Below are 18,271 nucleotides of genomic sequence, written 5' to 3' on the forward strand. Positions count from 1 at the left end.
TCAGGCCGAGCGCAGCCCCCTGACCTTCCTTAGAATATCATCCGAAAGTGCCGCCACGAGCGCCTGATCGGCTCCCTTTCGCGGCACCAGCACGAATTCGACATCCTCCAATGCGGGCAGCCTGGCTGGCGCTATTTCCTTCAATCCCGAGGGCGCCATGCTGCGCGGCTGCACGAGCACCCCCATGCCGGCACGCGCCGCAGCCGTCAGCCCGCTCAAGCTGCCGCAGGTGCAGACGATGCGCCAGGCCACGCCATGCCTGCCGAGCGCTTCCAGCGCAATGGCACGCGTCACACTTGGCGGCGGAAAGGCAATCAAGGGCAGCGGGCCGGATGCGAGGATATGCTCCGGATCCCGCGCCAGCCAGACCAGCGGCTCCCGATAGACAAGCTTTCCATGCTCATCGCCGAGCCTGCGCTTGGCAAGCACCAGGTCGATCGCTCCCGCATCCTGCATTTCATAGAGGACACCGGAAAGCGCTACCGTCAGTTCCAGATCGACCGAAGGATGCGAGCGCACGAAATCCTCCAGCACCGCCGGCAGTTGGCTCGTCACGAAATCCTCGGAAACCCCGAGCCGCAGACGTCCACGCAGACTGCCCCCTTTAAACAGTGACTGCACCTGCCCCTCGATCGACAGTATCGCGCGTGCGTGCGAGAGCAGGGCCTCGCCATCGCCGGTCAACACCACCTTGTGCGTATCCCGCTCCAGCAGCCGGCGTCCGAGCGAATTTTCCAGCCTCTGAATGTGCTGGCTGACCGTCGACTGCCCAAGACCCAACCTTTCGGCGGCGAGCGTGAAACTTCCCATCTGCTCGACGGTTACGAAACTGCGGAGTTGTGACAGATCCAGCATGAGTACGATCGAGAAACGTGATAACTGTTATTCCTTGCATCCTGGATCATAATGAGTGACAGAGCAATAGGACATTTATTCAGCGAGACTGCCAATGCGCCGCTTTTTGCCCGATACATTCACGATCCTGCTCGTCTGTACCGTCATCCTCGCCTCGATCTTCCCGGCAAGCGGCACCTTCGCTGGCTGGTTCGGCGTGGCGACCGATATCGCCATTGCGCTGCTGTTCTTCCTGCACGGCGCGCGCCTCTCGCGGGATGTGGTCATCGCCGGTCTGCTGCATTGGCGACTGCATCTCGTCATTCTGCTAACAACCTTCGGTATCTTCCCGATCCTTGGACTGGCAATGGGCTTCATTCCGGATTGGGTTTTGCCACAGCCGCTCTATCTCGGCATCCTCTTCCTCTGCGTACTGCCATCGACGGTGCAGTCCTCGATTGCCTTCACGTCAATGGCAGGCGGCAATGTGCCGGCGGCGATCTGCTCGGCTTCGGCCTCCAACATCTTTGGTATGTTTCTGACGCCGCTGCTCGTCGGCCTGCTCTTCTCGGTCGGCGGCCATGGCGGCTTCTCTTTTGACGCGCTTCAGCAAATCCTGCTCCAGCTTCTTGCGCCTTTCATCGTCGGCCAGATCCTCCAGCCTTGGATTGGCGAGTGGATCCGCTCCAAGAAGAAAATCCTGATGCCGGTCGACCGAGGCTCGATCCTGATGGTCGTCTATCTGGCATTCTCGACAGCCGTCGTCGAAGGCCTGTGGCATACCTTCTCGATCACGGATATCGCCGCGGTCATCATCGCTGACATGCTGTTGCTGGCACTCGTTCTCGTCCTCACCATGTATGGCAGCCGCTGGCTCGGCTTCAACAAGGCCGACGAGATAACCATCACCTTCTGCGGCTCGAAGAAGAGCCTGGCAAGCGGCGTCCCTATGGCAAACGTCATCTTTGCCGGCCAGTCCATCGGCGCGATCGTCCTGCCGCTGATGCTTTTTCACCAGATCCAGCTGATGGTCTGCGCTGTCATTGCTCAGAAATATGCAGCGGCGGCAGCCCGCCGCGCCACGGAAAAAGAACTCGAAGAAGCCGCAAGCCCGGCCTGATCGAGCAAAACGATATCAAAATAAAAAACGGCGCCCCTTCGAGCGCCGTTCCGTTTGATCCGTGGGAAAGCAGATTAGTTGTTGACGACCTGTGCCTCAATCGCCTTCGGAGTTTCGACGGGTTCAGCGGCAATGGCAATCTTGCGGGGCTTCAGAGCCTCCGGGATGCTCCGCAGAAGGTCGATGTGAAGGAGGCCGTTCTTCAGCGAGGCGGCGGTCACTTCGACATGGTCGGCAAGCTGAAAGCGGCGCTCGAAGGCGCGCTTCGCGATGCCGCGATAGAGGTACTCGCCGCCATCGGCATTTTCCTCGCGCTTTTCACCCTTCACGGTGAGCGCATGGGCATGCGATTCGATGGCAAGTTCGGTCTCGTCGAAGCCGGCGACGGCCATGGTGATGCGATAGGTGTTCTCGCCGGTCCGTTCGATATTATAGGGCGGATAGGTCGGAACCTGATCCGGCTGGGACAGGCTGTCGAGCATCGTAAAGAGGCGGTCGAAACCGACAGTGGAACGATAAAGGGGGGAGAAGTCTACGTGACGCATGATGTCCTCCTAGGGAAGCGACGTGTTGCGGTAATATGCCCTGAAAGCCCCATTCTTGGCAGCTTCGGGACGGTTGCGCGGACCCTTCTGGCGTCCGCAAAGTTCAGATGGGGATGTTCCCTCGGGACTTCAAGCCCCTCTTCAAATCACTGGAATTCCTGAGTGAACCCTGCATGAACGGCAGGTTCGGCGAAGGTTCAGGCGCTGCCCACTAGAGATAGGCGCATCGGGTGACATTGGCCCGAGGGCTGAAGTGCATCGTCCCTTCTTCTTCAGCCTCAATTCGGCCGGCTGGAGCCCCTCAGCTCCTCCGGCCATTTTTCTTCAGACGCGGCGGCCGGCAAACTGCTCCTGCATGGCATCCAGCCCGTCTGCTCCGATAGCATCTGATGGCTGATGAATTTCGCCATTGATTTTCCCCATCCTTGGAGTATCCCATAATGTATCTCTCACGCAAAAACCTGCTGGCGATGGAACAAGTTCTCTACCCGACCCCAGACAATCCGGTGCCGGAGAACCGCACCGAAGGTTTTTTCGAAACCCACGACGGCCTCAGATTGCGTTACGCCGTCTTCCGGTCACAAAGCCCGGTCGCCCATGGGACGGTGGTGCTCCTGCATGGACGCAGCGAATTCATCGAGAAATATTTCGAGACGATCCGTGATCTCACTGCGAGAGGCCTCTGGGTTGCGACCTACGACCTGCGCGGCCAGGGCGGCTCGCCGCGATTGATCAAGAAGCGCAATCACGGCCATATCCGCCGCTTTTCCGATTACGAGCGCGATCTCGATACGTTCCTCGAAAAAGTCGTGCTGCCGGATACAAGGCTGCCCTTCTACATGCTCGCTCATTCGACCGGCGGATTGATCGCGCTTTCCGCCGCACCCTACCTGTCCACGCGCATCGAGCGCATGGTGCTGTCGGCCCCTTTTCTTGGCCTTATCGGCCAGGCTTCGTCCGAGGGTGTTATCCGCGCGGTGTCGGCCACGCTGAGCGCTGTCGGCCTCGGGGGTCTGCCGCTCGGCAAGATGAAAGGCCTGCAATTCCCTGACAACCCTCTGACCTCGGATGAAAGGCGTTTCGATCGGAACGCGGCGATCGCCAAAGCCCATCCGGAACTCGCTCTGGGAGCCCCAACCGCCCGCTGGATGCACGAATGCATGAAAGCGATCGACCGGGTGACCCAGCCCTATCATCTCTTCTCGATCACCATTCCCTCTGTCGTCATCGCACCGACGCGCGACGGGCTGGTGCCCTACACTGCGCAGGAACGACTTTCCCGCTATTTCCGCGCCGGACAGCTCGTGCCGATCAACGGCGCCCGCCACGAAATATTCCAGGAGAGGGATATGTATCGTGCCGCCGCACTCGCCGCCTTCCACGCCTTCATCCCCGGCAGCGATGCCGAAGCGACGGAAGACGTGACGGCGCTCGGCGTCTGAGCCTTATCCTGTGCGTACCTAGCGCTGCAGGACCGCAATCGCCTCTTCGTAAACCGCCCTGCTGCCGGCAGCGATTATCGATCCGCCGTTTTCCGGCCGCCCGCCATCCCAGGTCGTTATGATACCGCCAGCACCCTCGATGACAGGGATGAGCCCGCCAACATCATAAGGCTTGAGACCGTTTTCGATGACGAGATCGACGTGGCCTGCCGCCAGTAGCGCATAGGCGTAACAATCGCAGCCATATCGGAAGAGACGAACCCTGCCCTCGATCTCGCGATACTTCTCCATCTCCTCACCGGCAAAGAGATGCGGCGAGGTGGTGAAGAGGATCGCGCTCGAGAGCGCGCCGCAATCGCGCACCTGCAGCCGGCGCTCGCCTTCCGGCCCGCTATAGGTCGAACCGTTCTCGTCGCCGAAATAGCGCTCGCCGGTGAAGGGTTGCTCGATCATGCCGGCAACCGCCCGACCTTTTTTCTGCAGACCGATCAGCGTCCCCCAGACGGGCACGCCGGAGATGAAGGCGCGCGTGCCGTCGATTGGGTCGATCACCCATACATGCTCACGGTCGAGGCCAACATTGCCATGCTCCTCGCCCAGAATGCCGTGCTCAGGAAAATGCTGCTCAATCAGCGCACGAATGGCCGTCTCCGCCGCCCTATCACCTTCCGTGACTGGATCGAAACCAGACGACAGCTTGTTGGCGACATTGATGCCCGAGCGAAAACGCGGCAAGGTTTCCGCCTTGGCAGCTTCGGCCAGACGGTTGAAGAACGAACGGTCAGGAAGCATGGCGAAATCCGTTTGGCTGGCGGGAAATGGCGTTTTTCATAGCGAAAAAGCGGCGGAATGCAAATACGACAGGCAATTACCGATTAGCTGCCCAAATATTTTGCAGCGCAATATGTTGCTTGACAATTGTGCAATGCAGCAGTAGTTTCTGATTACAGTCTTTTGACTGTAAATACCCTCCTTGGGTGTTTCCTCCCTAGACTTAGCCGCGCTCACAAAGCGCGGTTTTTTTTGACCTGAAGCCAGAGAATTATTCGGCGGCAAGCGCCTGGTCGCAGGCAAATTTATCGACATAATCGGCCATTTGCCGCATAAACGCCGTGATAGCCGATACAACGGTACCGAAATCCGGCCGCTTCTCCAGCGTTGCCTCATCGACATAAATCGAGCGGTTCACTTCGATCTGCAGCGCGTGCAATCCGCGTGACGGGCGGCCATAATGTTCGGTGATGAAGCCGCCGGCGTAAGGCTTGTTGCGGATCGCTGCAAAGCCCATCTCCTCGAGGATACCAATCGCCGTGCGCGACAGCTCAGCCGAAGCACTGGTGCCGTAGCGATCGCCAATGATAAAATCGGGCCGTGTATTGCTGCCGGCAACGCGCACATTGCCCGGCATGGAGTGGCAATCGATCAGCACCCCGAAACCGAACTGGACATGCGTGCGCGCAATCAGCCGCCGCAGCGCGAAATGATAGGGTTTGTAGACGCTTTCGACACGTTCCAGCCCTTCTTGAACGGGCAGCCGGCGCTCATAGATCTCCATATTTTCAGCCACGATACGCGGAATGGTGCCGAGTCCGCCCGCAACCCTCAGCGAATTGATATTCGCATAGGGCGGCAGCAACCCATCGAACATGCGCGGATCGAGCTCATAGGGCTCGCGATTGACGTCGAGATAGGCGCGCGGGAAATTCGCAAGCAACAGCGGTGCGCCGATATCCACGGCTGCGCCGAATAGTTCATCGACATAATGGTCTTCGGAACGACGTATCGCGATACCTTCCAGCCGCGATTGGGCGATGAATTCCGGTGGATAAATGCGGCCGCTGTGAGGGGAGTTGTAGACGAAGGGAATGGTCTGCGACACGGGCTCATGCACTTCAAAAAGCTCGTATTCGCGTATTTCCGGCACTTTCTGCCCTCTTTACCATGTCATCAACTGGCTATGTCCGCCATGTTGCCAGTTGCCCGCCCTTAAGTCCATACTACATAAAGGGGATGGCCGCCTGGGGCTAGGTGATTTCACCGGTTGTTTACCGGGCAAAGTCTAGTGTAGAGGACTGGTATCCCATAAAAACAATTAGTGATCAGCGGTCCGGATTAATGACTCAGAAGATACTTCTCGCCGAAGACGACAACGACATGCGCCGCTTCCTCGTGAAGGCGCTAGAAAAGGCCGGCTACAAGGTCCTTTCCTACGACAATGGCGCGAGCGCTTACGACCGCCTGCGCGAAGAACCCTTCTCTCTGCTGCTGACCGATATCGTCATGCCGGAAATGGATGGTATCGAGCTCGCACGCCGTGCAACCGAGCTCGATCCCGACCTGAAGGTCATGTTCATCACTGGTTTTGCAGCCGTAGCACTGAACCCTGATTCGAAGGCTCCGAAGGATGCGAAGGTCCTTTCCAAGCCTTTCCACCTGCGCGACCTCGTTGACGAGGTCAACAAGATGCTTGCCGCATAAGGCTTCCTGGCGGTTCGTCACAAAACTTCAAAAAAGCCTATTGACGGCCCCGGAGGTTTTGTGATCTATGCGCCGCCATCGGATGGGCGTGTAGCTCAGCGGGAGAGCACTACGTTGACATCGTAGGGGTCACAAGTTCGATCCTTGTCACGCCCACCATCCTAATTCGCTGAAAAGCAAGGCCTTTCGAGAAATCGAAAGGCCTTTTTCATTTTGGTTGTCATCGCGGGCGAAGTCATCGACAGCAGTTCTTGTTAGGCCGCAGCGAGACTGCCGAAACCAAATTCAGACACAGAGCCATGGCATGCGCGATAATGGAGCTCGAGGCGTTGATTCGCCTCGTCAGGATATGGGGTTCGAATCGAAATGAAATTATCCGCGCTGGCAATCGCCGCCTTTTCTACCCTCGCCTTCGGCGTTGCAGCCGAGGCGGATGACAATTTTCCCGGTGCGCCCGGCGTCATTGCTCTTGGCGGTAAATGCCAGAAATTGGTCGTAGCCAAGTTCGACGCCACGAAAGGCTGCAAGGGCGAGCTGGCAAGCGTCACGCTCGTCAACGGCACCGTCACCTTCATCTTCACCTCTGATGGCAAGTTGTTGGGCTTCCAGGGTGATGGCAAGGGCATCAAACCTGCCTCCAATGGCAATGCCCGGCTGCCGCTCAGCCTCGTCACGACGGGCGTCGGCAACAAGATGACGGGTGAGGTAAAGGTTGCAGGCTTCTGCACCTTCGGCAATCCCTACGCTGGCAAGCCGACCGCGATCGAATGCACGGCCGAAAGCAAGGATTCGGCCTTCACCGGCAGCTTCCGCACCAGCGGTAAGGCCCCGGTACAGAAAAACGGCGGAAAATAAGAGATCGCTAGACCTGGGCTCAGGCGCACCAGGAGCCGCCGGCCGATCCCGGCTTCCTGGCCAACCCCTCATCGATAAGGCGCGTACCGAAGGAGCGCCCATCGCGCGAAACGACGCGCGGTGCGCCCCGGTCATCCGATTTGCCGGCGGCATTCATATCGAACGGACCGGCATTGAGAAGCGCCAGCAGCCGTGACTTGGCGGCAAAAGCGATTTTTCGTTCGTCCTCGCAGCGGGCACGGTCCACGTCGGGGCTGATCATATCGGCGATGACGATCTTCTCGCCCTTATACCAGAAAATGCCGGCGTCACCGACGCAATTGATATGTTCGCCCTGTCCGCAATATCCGAAAGCGGCCTTGGCACTTTCCGATGAAGATGGGGAAACAGGCGAGATAGAGGCCGGCACGATCTTCGCTGTCGGCACTGGCGCGGGAGGCGACGGTATCGCTACCGGCGGTAGCGGATCGTTCGTCTGCCGGGGCTTGGTGGCAGGGGCTGCGATGGCGACCTGCTTCGGCGCCTCCCTGGATGGCTGAGATTTGGTTTCAGCCGCTTCCCGGACGATCGAAGCAGGGGCTTTGCCAAGCATCGGGCGAATGCTTTTCCAATTGTCATAGGCGGCAATGGCGCCCACTGCGGCGACGCCGAGCATCATCCAGGGCATCGCGCCTCCTGAGGATGCGCTGCTCTTCCTTTTTGCCGGCGCCCTGCGGCGGCCGCGTGTCGCTGTCTTGGCCATCGATCCGATTCCCTTGAACGGACCGGATTATCGCCGCTCAATCCTTTCCGAAAGGTTGGCAAGGCAGGCCGCGGATCGCTTTTCCAAAGCCGGAATCCTACTACCCATATAAAACGCCCGGCGCTTGGCCGGGCGTCTCGTTCAAACTTTCAGTGATCAGCAGCCTTGCGCTGCGGAAGGCGAGCTGGCGGGCTTTGTGGTTTGCCCACCCTGCGGTACGGATGGCATCTCGCGCTTACCTATTTCGATCCGGCGTTCGGCCGCATCGCGCACGGCCTGCCATTCATATTCGTGCTGGATGAAGATATCGCGTGGCACAAGATTCGTCGTCATGCGTGTCTCACCTGTCTTTTCGATTGGGAATTGATTTTTAGCGCACGGGTTTTGCGACATGGGCATTCTCGCTCTTGATGTCGGGGCCACCTTTTGAAAGATCGTTGCCGCTCACATGCGCGGGCACGTGGATGTCATGAATGACACCTGGTGTCAGCGTTAGGTCGACATGGTGCGGAGGCAGAACCTGTGCCTTCTGCATGCGGTTTGGTTTTGCCCGCTTCATCCGCTCCGAGGCTTCCGTACGCCTGTCTGGAACATGGGTCGAATCATGCATCGTCGCCCTCCTTCAACAGTATCTGAGCTGTTTTCATTGGCTCGATAGCTGCTAACGAGCGAGCCCTCGTATGGTTCCAAAGAAATCGGTTACCGTGCCCGATCCGGCGCCTTGACTGGCGCGGCAACTTCACTACCTAGTGAAGCACCCGCCGCCTCATCCAGACATCGGCTGCGGGGGAACCTGGTGCCGGGCCCCTCTGGCGAGAGTTATTACGGCGCTCTCGTGATGTCGGTACCGCCTGCAAATTAGCCGGCGGATTTTTCATCGATGAAAAAGCTCACAATGCCAATCGCGCATGCCCCTTGCGGTATGCGTTTTTCTGTTTTCACCCCATCGTCCGAAACGGTTTGCGGCTGCGAGGTGCAGCTATGAACCAGCCTCAGTCCCACAAATCCTCGCTCGGTTATTTCCGCTGGGCCTTTATCGTCACAGCACTCGGCCTTGCGCTCGGCGCCCTCCTCGGCTGGCAGTCGACCGGCACGCTGGGCGGCATGGCCACCGTTTTCTTCATCTGCACGGTGCTCGCCGTTCTGGAGATCTCGCTCTCCTTCGACAATGCCATCGTGAATGCCAACAAGCTGAAGGAAATGACTCCCGTCTGGCAGCACCGCTTCCTGACCTGGGGCATCGTCATCGCCGTCTTCGGCATGCGCATCGTCTTTCCGCTCGCAATCGTCGCCATCGCGGCAAAGATCGGCCCTTGGGAGGCGCTGGTGCTTGCGGCGCGTGAACCGGCCGAATATGCCCGCATCATGAATGATGCGCATCTGCCGATCGCAGCCTTCGGCGGTACGTTCCTGATGATGGTCGGCCTCACCTACTTCTTCAACCACGAGAAGGAAGTTCACTGGATCGGCTCGCTGGAGCGGTTGATGGCGCGCTCGGCGACGATCAAGGGCATCGAGATCGCCTTCGTGCTCCTGTTGATCCTGCTCTTCTCCTATCTCCTGGAAGGCGAAGATGCGACCACCTTCGTCTATTGCGCCATCTACGGTCTGGTGACCTTTCTGGTGGTGGAAGTCATCGGCGGCATCTTGGATGCATCGCAGCGTGCCATGAGCGAGGCGGCAAAAGGCGGCCTCGGTGCCTTCATCTATCTGGAAGTGCTCGATGCCAGCTTCTCCTTCGACGGCGTCATCGGCGCCTTCGCGCTGACGCAGAACCTCTTCGTCATCGCCATCGGCCTCGGCATCGGCGCCATGTATGTACGCTCCATGACGATCATGCTGGTGGAAAAGGGAACGCTTGCGGAATATCGCTATCTGGAACACGGCGCCTTCTACGCGATCCTGATCCTCTCGGTGATCATGTATGTGCAGACCCTGACGCATATTCCCGAAGTCATCACCGGCCTCGGCGGTGCCGCTCTGATCGGCATCTCGCTCTGGTCGTCGATCCGCTACAACAGGCAGGAGCAGCGCAAGGAAGCGCATGTTCCCGAGGAAGAGCGCCTGCGCGCCTGACGGTCAAAAGCCGCGGCGGTCTGGCGCTGCGGCTCGAATATCGCCCAAAACAAAGCCCGCGACCGACGGTTGCGGGCTATTCGTTTGGATGATTTGGTTTTCAACACAGGCATCCGGCACGTCTTACCGGATGACACGGCCGAAGCTTACCGGATCGATGCCAAGTTCCTGCAGGTCACGAGCGCGTGGCTTGCGGCCGCCTTCAACAGCGGCGCTGACGGCATTTGCAGCACTGAGCGCTGCAAAGGCGCGGCCCAGAAAACCATTATGGATCGACTTTCTAATAGCGGACATCTTCTTTTCCTCTCGCTCTTTGGTTGACCCCTTGCAGATGGGAGAATCTGCATGCACCTACAACGCGCAGGAATTCACCGCAGCTATGCAAAAAGCGCAGAGTTCTTTCGCCGGCAAAAGAAAATAACTTGGCGATATGAGTGATTTCTCCTATGAATTCCTATAGTTACAAGGACGTGGATTCCAGATGCCGACAAAAAATGACAAATCGCAAAGAAAAGGCCGGCCATGTTGCCACCGCCAGCCTGAATTAGGGGTCAGGGTCGTCTTTTGTTTTAGTCTTCATTTGCCGCGAGCTGAGAGAGAACCTGGCCGCGGCCACGCAATCTCAGAATAAGCGGAATCAGGAAGGCAGCAGCCGCAACGATCAGCAAGCCGCAGGCGATCGGCGACATGACAAGCGTCGTCACGTCACCTTGGCTGATTGATAGCGCACGGCGAAGCTGTTGCTCGGCCAGCGGCCCGAGGATGAGGCCGACGACGGCAGGCGCAATCGGATAGCCGAAAATCCGCATCATGTAACCGAGCAGGCCGAAGCCAAGCAGCATGCCGAGCTCGAAGACCGACGGGTTGGCCCCGATGGTGCCGAGGGTGGCAAACAGCAGGATGCCGGCATAAAGCCACGGCTTCGGAACCGTCAGCAGGCGGACCCAGAGGCCGATCATCGGCAGGTTCAGCACCAGCAGCATCGCATTGGCGATGAGCAGACTGGCGATGAGGCCCCAGACGAGCTGCGGATTGGTCGCAAAAAGCAGCGGACCCGGCTGCAGGCCATATTGCTGGAAGCCGGCGAGCATGATTGCCGCCGTTGCCGATGTCGGCAGGCCGAGCGTCAGCAACGGCACCAGCGTGCCAGCCGCCGAGGCGTTGTTGGCGGCCTCGGGACCGGCAACGCCTTCGATGGCACCATGACCGAATTCCTCGGGGTTCTTCGCCAGGCGTTTTTCGGTGGCGTAGGAAAGGAAGGTGCCGATTTCGGCACCGCCGGCGGGCATGGCGCCGATCGGAAAGCCGATGATCGTGCCGCGCAGCCAGGGCTTCCATGAACGCGCCCAGTCCTGGGCGTTCATCCAGAGCGAGCCCCGCACCGCTTCCACCTTGTCTTCGCCGCGGTTGCCCTGGGCGGCGATGTAGAGCGTCTCGCCAATCGCGAACATCGCAACGGCAAGCGTCGTCACTTCGATACCGTCGAGCAGGTCCGGAATGCCGAAGGAAAGACGCGCCTGGCCCGTCTGCTGATCGATGCCGACCATGGCGAGCGCAAAGCCGATGAAGAGTGAGGTGAGACCGCGCAGCGCCGAATCCCCGAAGGCCGAGGAAACGGTGACGAAGGCAAGCACCATCAGCGCGAAATATTCGCGAGGACCGAATACGAGCGCCAGCTTGACGATGTAGGGCGCGACGAAGGCAAGGCCGAGCGTCGCGATAAGGCCGGCGACGAAGGAACCGATGGCCGCTGTCGCCAGTGCCGGTCCACCGCGGCCCGCACGGGCCATCTTGTTGCCCTCGAGCGCGGTGACGATCGAGGAGCTTTCACCCGGCGTGTTCAGGAGGATCGACGTGGTCGAGCCGCCATACATGCCGCCATAATAAATACCGGCAAACATGATGAGCGAGCCGCCTGGATCGAGCTTGTAAGTGGCAGGCAGAAGGAGCGCCACGGTAAGCGCCGGGCCGATGCCTGGCAGCACGCCGACGGCGGTACCAAGGGTCACGCCGATGAGGGCGTACAGCAGGTTGATCGGTTGCGCAGCAACCAGAATGCCCTGCCAGAGGAATTCGAATGTGCTCATGTCTTTGTCCCAAGCGGCGGCTCCTTAGGGGGCACTAGGACCGTCGCGAAAAAGCATAAAACCGAGAGCGCCCCATGCGAGGCGAGCGCTATCAGAAGAACAGATGTTCGAGCGGGCCGGCTGGTAGCACGAGCTGCAGGAGCTGCGAGAAGATCGCCCATACGATGAAGCTCAGCACGATGCCCAGGGGCAATGAGATCCAGAGCTGGCGCCTGCCGAAACCGCGTGCGGTCAGCGCAAAGAGCACGCCGGTCGCAATCGAGAAGCCGGCGGTGCGCAAGAGCAGCATCTGGCCGGCAAGGCCTGCGACGACCCAGATGACGGGCGCCACCTCCTGATGCTCACGTTCCGGAAATTCGCCACGCCAGCTTTCGAATACCGTCCAGATGCCAAGACAGAAGAGGCCGAGGGCGATGGCCTTCGGCACGGTAGACGGGCCGATGCGATCATATTGCGCGATCGTCTTCAGATGCGTGGCATCCCAGAATACAACGCCGGCCAAGGCAATGAGGAAAACGGCAATGATCAGCGCCGCCCAATCGGGGCGGCGCTTCGTTGCCGATGCGTGATCGGCTTCGCTCATTGGACGAGACCGATCTCTTTGAGAATGCCTTCGGTGGCCGAGATATCCTTTTCGAGCTGCGCCTTGAAGGCGTCGCCTGCGAGGTAGGTGTCGGCCCAGCCCTTGGTCTTCAGGATTTCCTGCCATGCGGCAGACTTGTGCACCTTGTCGAAGTCGGCTGCGATCGAGGCGACCTCTTCATCGGTCAGGCCGGGAGCGGCAGCGACCATGCGCCAGTTCTGGATGGAAACATCGGTGCCGGCTTCCTTGAGGGTCGGTGCATCGACACCGGGGATGCGCGCATCGCTGGAAACGGCAAGCAGGCGAAGCGTACCGGCCTTGACCTGCGATTCGAACTCGCTGTAGCTCGAAATACCGGCTGTGACCTGGCCACCGAGGATAGCGGCGAGCGCTTCGCCACCGCCCGAGAAGGCAACGTAGTTGATCTTCGTCGGATCGACGCCGGACGCCTTGGCAATCAGGCCGGCAGTGATGTGGTCCGTGCCGCCCGCAGAACCGCCGCCCCAGGAAACGGCGCCGGGATCGGCCTTCAGCTTGGTAACCAGATCGGCAAGCGTCTTGATGTCGGACGAAGCCGGCACGACGATGGCTTCGTACTCACCGGTCAGACGAGCGATCGGGGTGACGTCCTTGAGCGTAACAGCCGATTTGTTCGTCAGCAGAGCGCCGACCATGACATAGCCGCCGACGATCAAGGCGTTCGGATTGCCGGCGCTCTGGCTGCTGAACTGTGCCAGACCGATAGAGCCACCGGCGCCCGGTACGTTCTGGACCTGAACGCTCTTGGAGATGCCTTCCTGCTGCAGCACCGTCTGCAGCGAGCGGGCCGTCTGGTCCCAGCCGCCGCCGGGCGCTGCCGGAGCGATGATGGTGTAATCGGCCGCATAGGCCGGCAGCGCGATGGCCGCTGCCAGAAGAGTTGCAATGAAAGTGTGCTTCACGATGTGTCCTCCATGCTGCGGCTGAGCGGACCGCCAGTGCTATTTTTGAAATTGGAGAGAGATCACCGATCGGCGGACGCAATGGTCCTGATAGCGAGCGGAACTCCCCCGGATCTTCAACTCTCCGCCTCCACGGAGAGGAAGTAGCTCAAGCCATCATATGAAGCTGTCATTTAGCTGACATCGGCTGGATATCCAGTGCGGAAAGACACTTTTTTGCCGCAATTCGGCAGAGCCTGTCCGCCGGTTGCTAAATTGCCTGTACTGAACACGGTCTAAAAGGACTTACCTGGTCTCGCACAGGATGCATAGGATGCAGGGGTTGCATAGGTTGTTCCCTCGCGTACGTGAGAGATGTCAGCCACATATATGACAGCTAATGAATCTGACATTTTCTAAAGGGCGTAGGAAAATGCCTATGCATTCTATGCGTCCTATGCAGGCAATCACTGGATGCGAGCTTTTACTGCGTGCGCAGCACTTCATTCCAGTGGGCAATCAGCCGAGCCCTCTTCACCTGATCGAGATAGACCATCAAGCCGGGACTGACTGGCACGGGACGCAACTGTGCGCCGAGCAGTTCCTGCAACGTATTGGCGGTGTTTTCACCAGCCACTTCCGGGCTGACGGCCGGGATCTGCAGCTCGCGAGCCATGATCGTCTGGCCCTCTTTCGACATGAAGAAGGCGAGGTAGCGCCTTCCGAGTTCCGGCTCGGCCGCAGCCTGCGGCACAAGGCCGATGCGAGACATCACCACCGTATAGTCCTTCGGCAGCACGATGCCGACATCGGGGTGACGCGAGGCCCAGTCGGCAGCGTATGAGCCAAGGATATTATAGCCAAGCACGAAGCGCCCATCAGCCACGCGCTCTAGGATTGCCGAACTCGTGGAATAGAGTTTGACGCCTGCAGCCCCCATCGCGCCGATCACTGACCAGATGTCGCCGAACTGCTCCTGGTCTCGCGCCATGAAAAGGAAGCCGACGCCGGAACGCTCGATGTCATAGGTGCCGATCCGCCCATGGACCTCGTTGCCCTTGCGCTTCAGATAGTCGACGAATTCCGCACGCGAGCTCGGCACCGTTTCATGGATGAAACTCGGCTTGTGATAGACGAAGACCGCGGGTTCGAAGGTCAGCGCATAGGCCGTGTTGCGCCAGTTTGCCCATTTCGGCCACTGAGCACTCATCGGCAGATTGCTGACTTGCGAATAGCCGTCGTTCGAAAGCTTCACCTGCAGGTCCATGGCAGAAGAGAAGGCAAAGTCCGCCGTCTTATGGCCGGCATCTGTCTCGCGGACGATTCGATCGTAGATGTCGCCGGTCAGCATGTCCTCATATTTGACCGCGACGTCCGGATTGGCCTTCTGAAAGCCCTGGATCATCGGCTGCGCAAGCGGTTCGTCGAGCGAAGAATAGACCGTCAGAACAGGCGCATCGGCATTGCCCGATTTCGCCGGATAGAAGATCGGCTCTGCCGCTGCAAGACCGGGTGCCAGACACAAAAACAGAATGAAAAGGCTCCTCATGAAGACAGAATGCCTGAGCAGACAGAGCGAAACAAGCAAAGCATCAGAGCTCGCGCTCGAAGAAGACCAAGATTGGCTTGAGATCGTCAGGAACCGCATAATAGGCATCCCGCTCGCGAAAACCTAGCCGACGGTAAAGTTTCTGCGCCGCGATCTGCCGATAGCCGGTGTCGAGCCGCATCATGCCGTAGCCGTCTTCTTTCGCTCGGGCCAGCGAAGCTTCGCAGAGCGCAAGCGCCGCACCGCTGCCACGTGCCTTCTCAGAGACGAAGAGGCGTTTCATTTCCGAAACGCCGGGCGCAATCTCATGCTGCATCACACAGCCGACGCTCTCTCCGTCGAGACGCGCAAGAAACATCGCGCCTTGCGGCCTTGCGTGAATGTGGGGCAGCTCCGCGAGCAATGCCTCGAACTTATCCGGGTTATAGTAAAGCTCGATCTGTTGCCGTTCCGCCGGATAATTCTCGTAGAGCCACTGCCTGAAAGCGCGACTGAGATGCCGCACAGCATCAATTTCTTCCGGAGTTTCCGCAAGCGCGACTGACAAGTCCCCCATCTGCAAAGCCCCCACGCAGCCTCTGGAGCTTACCATGACGCTCAATGTCTCGCCATCCTACTGGGGTTTGATATCAATCGACGACGACGGCATGATCGCAGTCTTCGACGCCCGTCGGTCTGGAAGTGATCGACCGTCATGCGCATGATCGTCACCTATGGCATCAACATTCTCCAGGCAGCCTGATCAATCTTCTTGTGTGAACGGAGCGCCACTCTCCTCGCCGCGAGTCGAGGGGAGTGGATACGCCATGGGATCTTCCGTTCACCAAGTCCTAGAATCGCTGTGACAGCCGGTTGCCATCCCTGATAAACTCCCCGAAAAAAATCGAGGGAAACATCCGTTGCGCATCCTGCTTACCGAAGACAATATCGCGCTGGCCGATGGCCTGTCGGCGATCTTGCGCGGCACGGGTCATGCCGTCGATGTCGTCCATGATGGAGCTTCGGCCAATGCGGTGATCGCAGCGGAAAATTTCGATCTCGTCATCCTCGATCTGAACCTGCCGGAGATGGATGGGCTCGACGTGCTGCGCGCCATGCGCGCCCGCGGCAGCCGGGCGGCCGTGCTCGTCCTGACGGCGCGTGGCTCGCCGGAAGAACGTGTGAAGGGACTGGATCTCGGCGCCGACGACTATCTCATCAAACCCTTCGACATTGCCGAATTCGAGGCGCGCGTCCGCGTGCTTCTGCGCCGCCAGGCAGGCCTGCATTCCTCCGTTGTCAGTTTCGGAGGAATCTCGCTCGATCTCAATTCCCGTGCCTTTTCAGCCGGCGCCACGCCGCTCGACATTCCCGCCCGTGAGCTCGGCCTGCTCGAAATCCTCTTCATGCGCGCCGGCAAGGTCGTCGCCAAGGAAGCGATCATACAGTCGCTGACCGCTTTCGACGATGACATATCGGCCAATGCCATCGAGCAATATGTCAGCCGCCTGAGAAAGCGGCTTTCGCCGCATGGCCTGACGGTCAAGACCGCTCGCGGCATCGGTTATTATCTCGATAAGCTGCCAGAGGCCTCATGACCGCAGCTTACTCGCTCCGGCGCCGGTTGCTTTTCTGGCTGCTCATCTCCACCGCCGTTATCGGCACGCTGGCGCTTGCCGATACCTGGCGCGAGGCCGTGCAGACCTCCAATATCGTGTCCGACCGCGTGCTTGCCGGCTCCGCGCTCGCCATCGCCGAACGTGTCGTGGTGGCAGAAGATGGCACGCTTGAGGTCGATATTCCCTATGTCGCTCTGGAAATGCTTACCTCGGCAGCGCAAGACCGCGTCTTTTATCGCGTCGACGGCCCGCCCGGAATATTCATAACCGGTTATCAGGCTCTTCCCGTATTGAAGGAAACGCAGGGCGATACCGCCGCCTTCGCCGACGACGTCTTTCGTGGCGAGCCGATCCGCATCGCGACCCTGGGACGCTCCGCCTCGACCGGTATCCGCTCCGTGCCCTTCGTCGTCACAGTCGCCGAAACCACTATTGCCCGCCGTCAGCTGGCGCGGGCGATTCTGGTCCGCTCGGCGCTGCGTCTCGCGCTAATGATTGCCGGTGCGGCCATCATCGTCTGGATTTCCGTTACGGTGGCGCTGCGGCCGCTCTACAAGCTCGGCGATGCCATCGGCGAGCGCAACCCCGACGACCTGCACCCGATCGAGCAATCCGCGCCAAGCGAGGTCCAGCCGCTCGTCGATACCGTCAACTCCTTCATGGTGCGGCTGCAATCAGCCCTCGATGCGCTCCGCAATTTCACGGGCAATGCCAGCCATCAGCTGCGCACCCCGCTTACCATCATCCGCACGCAGCTTGCCCTCTCCGCCCGCGCCGGTTCTCTGGATGAAGCGCAGCACGCTGCCCTCAAGGGCGATCAAGCCGTTGCCCATGCCGAGCGCATCCTCGCCCAGCTCCTGCTGATGGCCAAGATCGATGCCGCCGCCGCCAAGGAAGCGCTGACGGCCTCGGCCATCGATCTCACGGCCATCGCCCAGGAGATCACCGGCGAGCAGATCCCGCGTGCCGCCGAAGCCGGCATCGATCTCGGCTTCGAGGGTAATGGCCCTGCCATGATCCGCGCCGAACCGCTGCTGATCGGCGAAATGCTGCGCAATCTAGCCGGCAATGCCATCGCCTACGCCGGCCAAGGCGCAGAAGTGACCGTGCGTATCCTCGAGGATGCCGAGACGGTGCGGTTGGAGGTCGAGGACAACGGCCCGGGCATTCCACCCGAAAAGCTCGAAGCGGTCAGAAAGCGCTTCTCCCGCGGCAACGAATCCGGTGCGCCCGGCGCCGGCCTCGGCCTGCCGATCGTTGAGGAAATTGCCAATCTTTTCAATGCTAGGCTTGCACTCATCCCTGCCCGCAGTGGCAGGGGCCTGAAGGCGTCGGTAACGTTCAACAGAGCCGCCTGAACGCTTTCATCGCGTTAACCTTTCTGCCTTGCATTCTTTCGCTGCATTGCACACACTGGCTTCGGGAACAGCTAAGCCGATCAA

Annotated in this window: 20 protein-coding genes and 1 tRNA gene; 8 read left to right on the top strand and 13 right to left on the bottom strand. The window is 59.6% G+C overall.

Annotation, left to right across the window (positions count from 1 at the left end; translation table 11 throughout):
• Positions 1-855 carry a LysR family transcriptional regulator gene (locus FHX15_RS16610; protein WP_184398930.1) on the bottom strand — a complete coding sequence of 285 codons (855 nt, stop codon included), beginning with the start codon at positions 853-855 and terminating at the stop codon, positions 1-3.
• Positions 856-949: 94 nt separating this feature from the next.
• Between FHX15_RS16610 and FHX15_RS16615 the strand changes: the two genes are divergently transcribed.
• Positions 950-1,954, top strand: coding sequence for a bile acid:sodium symporter family protein (locus FHX15_RS16615; RefSeq protein WP_184398932.1), 1,005 nt, complete (start codon positions 950-952; stop codon positions 1,952-1,954).
• A 74-nt stretch (positions 1,955-2,028) separates the two neighbouring features.
• Here the strand turns inward: FHX15_RS16615 and FHX15_RS16620 are convergent, their stop codons facing one another.
• A complete protein-coding gene (locus FHX15_RS16620) occupies positions 2,029-2,499 on the bottom strand; it encodes an Hsp20 family protein (protein WP_184398933.1) in 471 nt (156 codons plus the stop codon).
• 470 nt (positions 2,500-2,969) lie between these two features.
• On the opposite strand from FHX15_RS16620, the gene FHX15_RS16625 reads away from it, so the two are divergent.
• A complete protein-coding gene (locus FHX15_RS16625; RefSeq protein ID WP_184399274.1) occupies positions 2,970-3,941 on the top strand; it encodes an alpha/beta fold hydrolase in 972 nt (323 codons plus the stop codon).
• Positions 3,942-3,959: 18 nt separating this feature from the next.
• On the opposite strand, the gene hisN is transcribed toward FHX15_RS16625, so the two are convergent.
• A complete protein-coding gene (hisN, locus tag FHX15_RS16630; protein WP_184398935.1) occupies positions 3,960-4,733 on the bottom strand; it encodes a histidinol-phosphatase in 774 nt (257 codons plus the stop codon).
• A gap of 250 nt (positions 4,734-4,983) precedes the next feature.
• A complete protein-coding gene (locus tag FHX15_RS16635) occupies positions 4,984-5,865 on the bottom strand; it encodes an N-formylglutamate amidohydrolase (protein WP_184398938.1) in 882 nt (293 codons plus the stop codon).
• Positions 5,866-6,056: 191 nt separating this feature from the next.
• Between FHX15_RS16635 and cpdR1 the strand changes: the two genes are divergently transcribed.
• From cpdR1 to FHX15_RS16650, 3 genes are all read left to right on the top strand, one after another.
• Positions 6,057-6,419 (top strand): response regulator CpdR1, encoded by a 363-nt coding sequence (gene cpdR1 / locus FHX15_RS16640; RefSeq protein ID WP_003542883.1) that lies wholly within the window; start codon positions 6,057-6,059, stop codon positions 6,417-6,419.
• An 84-nt stretch (positions 6,420-6,503) separates the two neighbouring features.
• Positions 6,504-6,578 (top strand) — tRNA-Val (locus FHX15_RS16645).
• Positions 6,579-6,785: 207 nt separating this feature from the next.
• Positions 6,786-7,274: a hypothetical protein gene (locus tag FHX15_RS16650; RefSeq protein WP_184398940.1), complete on the top strand. Its 489-nt coding sequence runs from the start codon at positions 6,786-6,788 to the stop codon at positions 7,272-7,274.
• 19 nt (positions 7,275-7,293) lie between these two features.
• Here FHX15_RS16650 and FHX15_RS16655 read toward each other — a convergent pair whose 3' ends face one another.
• From FHX15_RS16655 to FHX15_RS16665, 3 genes are all read right to left on the bottom strand, one after another.
• Positions 7,294-8,016, bottom strand: a complete 723-nt coding sequence (locus FHX15_RS16655; RefSeq protein ID WP_184398943.1) for a hypothetical protein — start codon at positions 8,014-8,016, stop codon at positions 7,294-7,296.
• Positions 8,017-8,172: 156 nt separating this feature from the next.
• Positions 8,173-8,349, bottom strand: coding sequence for a hypothetical protein (locus FHX15_RS16660; RefSeq protein ID WP_184398945.1), 177 nt, complete (start codon positions 8,347-8,349; stop codon positions 8,173-8,175).
• A gap of 37 nt (positions 8,350-8,386) precedes the next feature.
• Positions 8,387-8,626: a hypothetical protein gene (locus FHX15_RS16665; protein ID WP_184398946.1), complete on the bottom strand. Its 240-nt coding sequence runs from the start codon at positions 8,624-8,626 to the stop codon at positions 8,387-8,389.
• A 371-nt stretch (positions 8,627-8,997) separates the two neighbouring features.
• On the opposite strand from FHX15_RS16665, the gene FHX15_RS16670 reads away from it, so the two are divergent.
• Positions 8,998-10,092 carry a DUF475 domain-containing protein gene (locus FHX15_RS16670; RefSeq protein ID WP_184398947.1) on the top strand — a complete coding sequence of 365 codons (1,095 nt, stop codon included), beginning with the start codon at positions 8,998-9,000 and terminating at the stop codon, positions 10,090-10,092.
• A gap of 123 nt (positions 10,093-10,215) precedes the next feature.
• On the opposite strand, the gene FHX15_RS16675 is transcribed toward FHX15_RS16670, so the two are convergent.
• The 6 genes from FHX15_RS16675 to FHX15_RS16700 all read right to left on the bottom strand — a co-directional run bounded on the left by FHX15_RS16675 (position 10,216) and on the right by FHX15_RS16700 (position 15,787).
• The gene (locus tag FHX15_RS16675) at positions 10,216-10,386 is read right to left on the bottom strand and encodes a hypothetical protein (protein ID WP_184398949.1); all 171 of its coding nucleotides are present in this window, start codon (positions 10,384-10,386) and stop codon (positions 10,216-10,218) included.
• 275 nt (positions 10,387-10,661) lie between these two features.
• Entirely contained in the window at positions 10,662-12,179 is a 1,518-nt protein-coding gene (locus FHX15_RS16680) for a tripartite tricarboxylate transporter permease (RefSeq protein ID WP_184398951.1), read from the bottom strand.
• Between the two features lie 91 nt (positions 12,180-12,270).
• Positions 12,271-12,762 carry a tripartite tricarboxylate transporter TctB family protein gene (locus tag FHX15_RS16685; protein ID WP_184398952.1) on the bottom strand — a complete coding sequence of 164 codons (492 nt, stop codon included), beginning with the start codon at positions 12,760-12,762 and terminating at the stop codon, positions 12,271-12,273.
• Entirely contained in the window at positions 12,759-13,703 is a 945-nt protein-coding gene (locus FHX15_RS16690) for a Bug family tripartite tricarboxylate transporter substrate binding protein (protein ID WP_183748649.1), read from the bottom strand. Before FHX15_RS16690 ends, FHX15_RS16685 begins: the two co-directional genes overlap by 4 nt.
• A 463-nt stretch (positions 13,704-14,166) precedes the next feature.
• Complete coding sequence (locus tag FHX15_RS16695; protein WP_246778979.1) at positions 14,167-15,231, bottom strand: ABC transporter substrate-binding protein; 1,065 nt, start codon at positions 15,229-15,231, stop codon at positions 14,167-14,169.
• Positions 15,232-15,274: 43 nt separating this feature from the next.
• Positions 15,275-15,787 (bottom strand): GNAT family N-acetyltransferase, encoded by a 513-nt coding sequence (locus tag FHX15_RS16700; protein ID WP_184398954.1) that lies wholly within the window; start codon positions 15,785-15,787, stop codon positions 15,275-15,277.
• A gap of 343 nt (positions 15,788-16,130) precedes the next feature.
• Here FHX15_RS16700 and FHX15_RS16705 point away from each other — a divergent pair, with 343 nt between their 5' ends.
• On the top strand, positions 16,131-16,808 hold the full coding sequence (locus tag FHX15_RS16705; RefSeq protein WP_184398956.1) for a response regulator transcription factor: 678 nt from the start codon (positions 16,131-16,133) through the stop codon (positions 16,806-16,808).
• Complete coding sequence (locus tag FHX15_RS16710; protein WP_184398958.1) at positions 16,805-18,187, top strand: sensor histidine kinase; 1,383 nt, start codon at positions 16,805-16,807, stop codon at positions 18,185-18,187. Before FHX15_RS16705 ends, FHX15_RS16710 begins: the two co-directional genes overlap by 4 nt.
• The last annotated feature ends 84 nt before the right edge of the window (positions 18,188-18,271 follow it).

The sequence above is a fragment of the Rhizobium sp. BK650 genome (assembly GCF_014195325.1).
Taxonomy (GTDB): domain Bacteria; phylum Pseudomonadota; class Alphaproteobacteria; order Rhizobiales; family Rhizobiaceae; genus Rhizobium.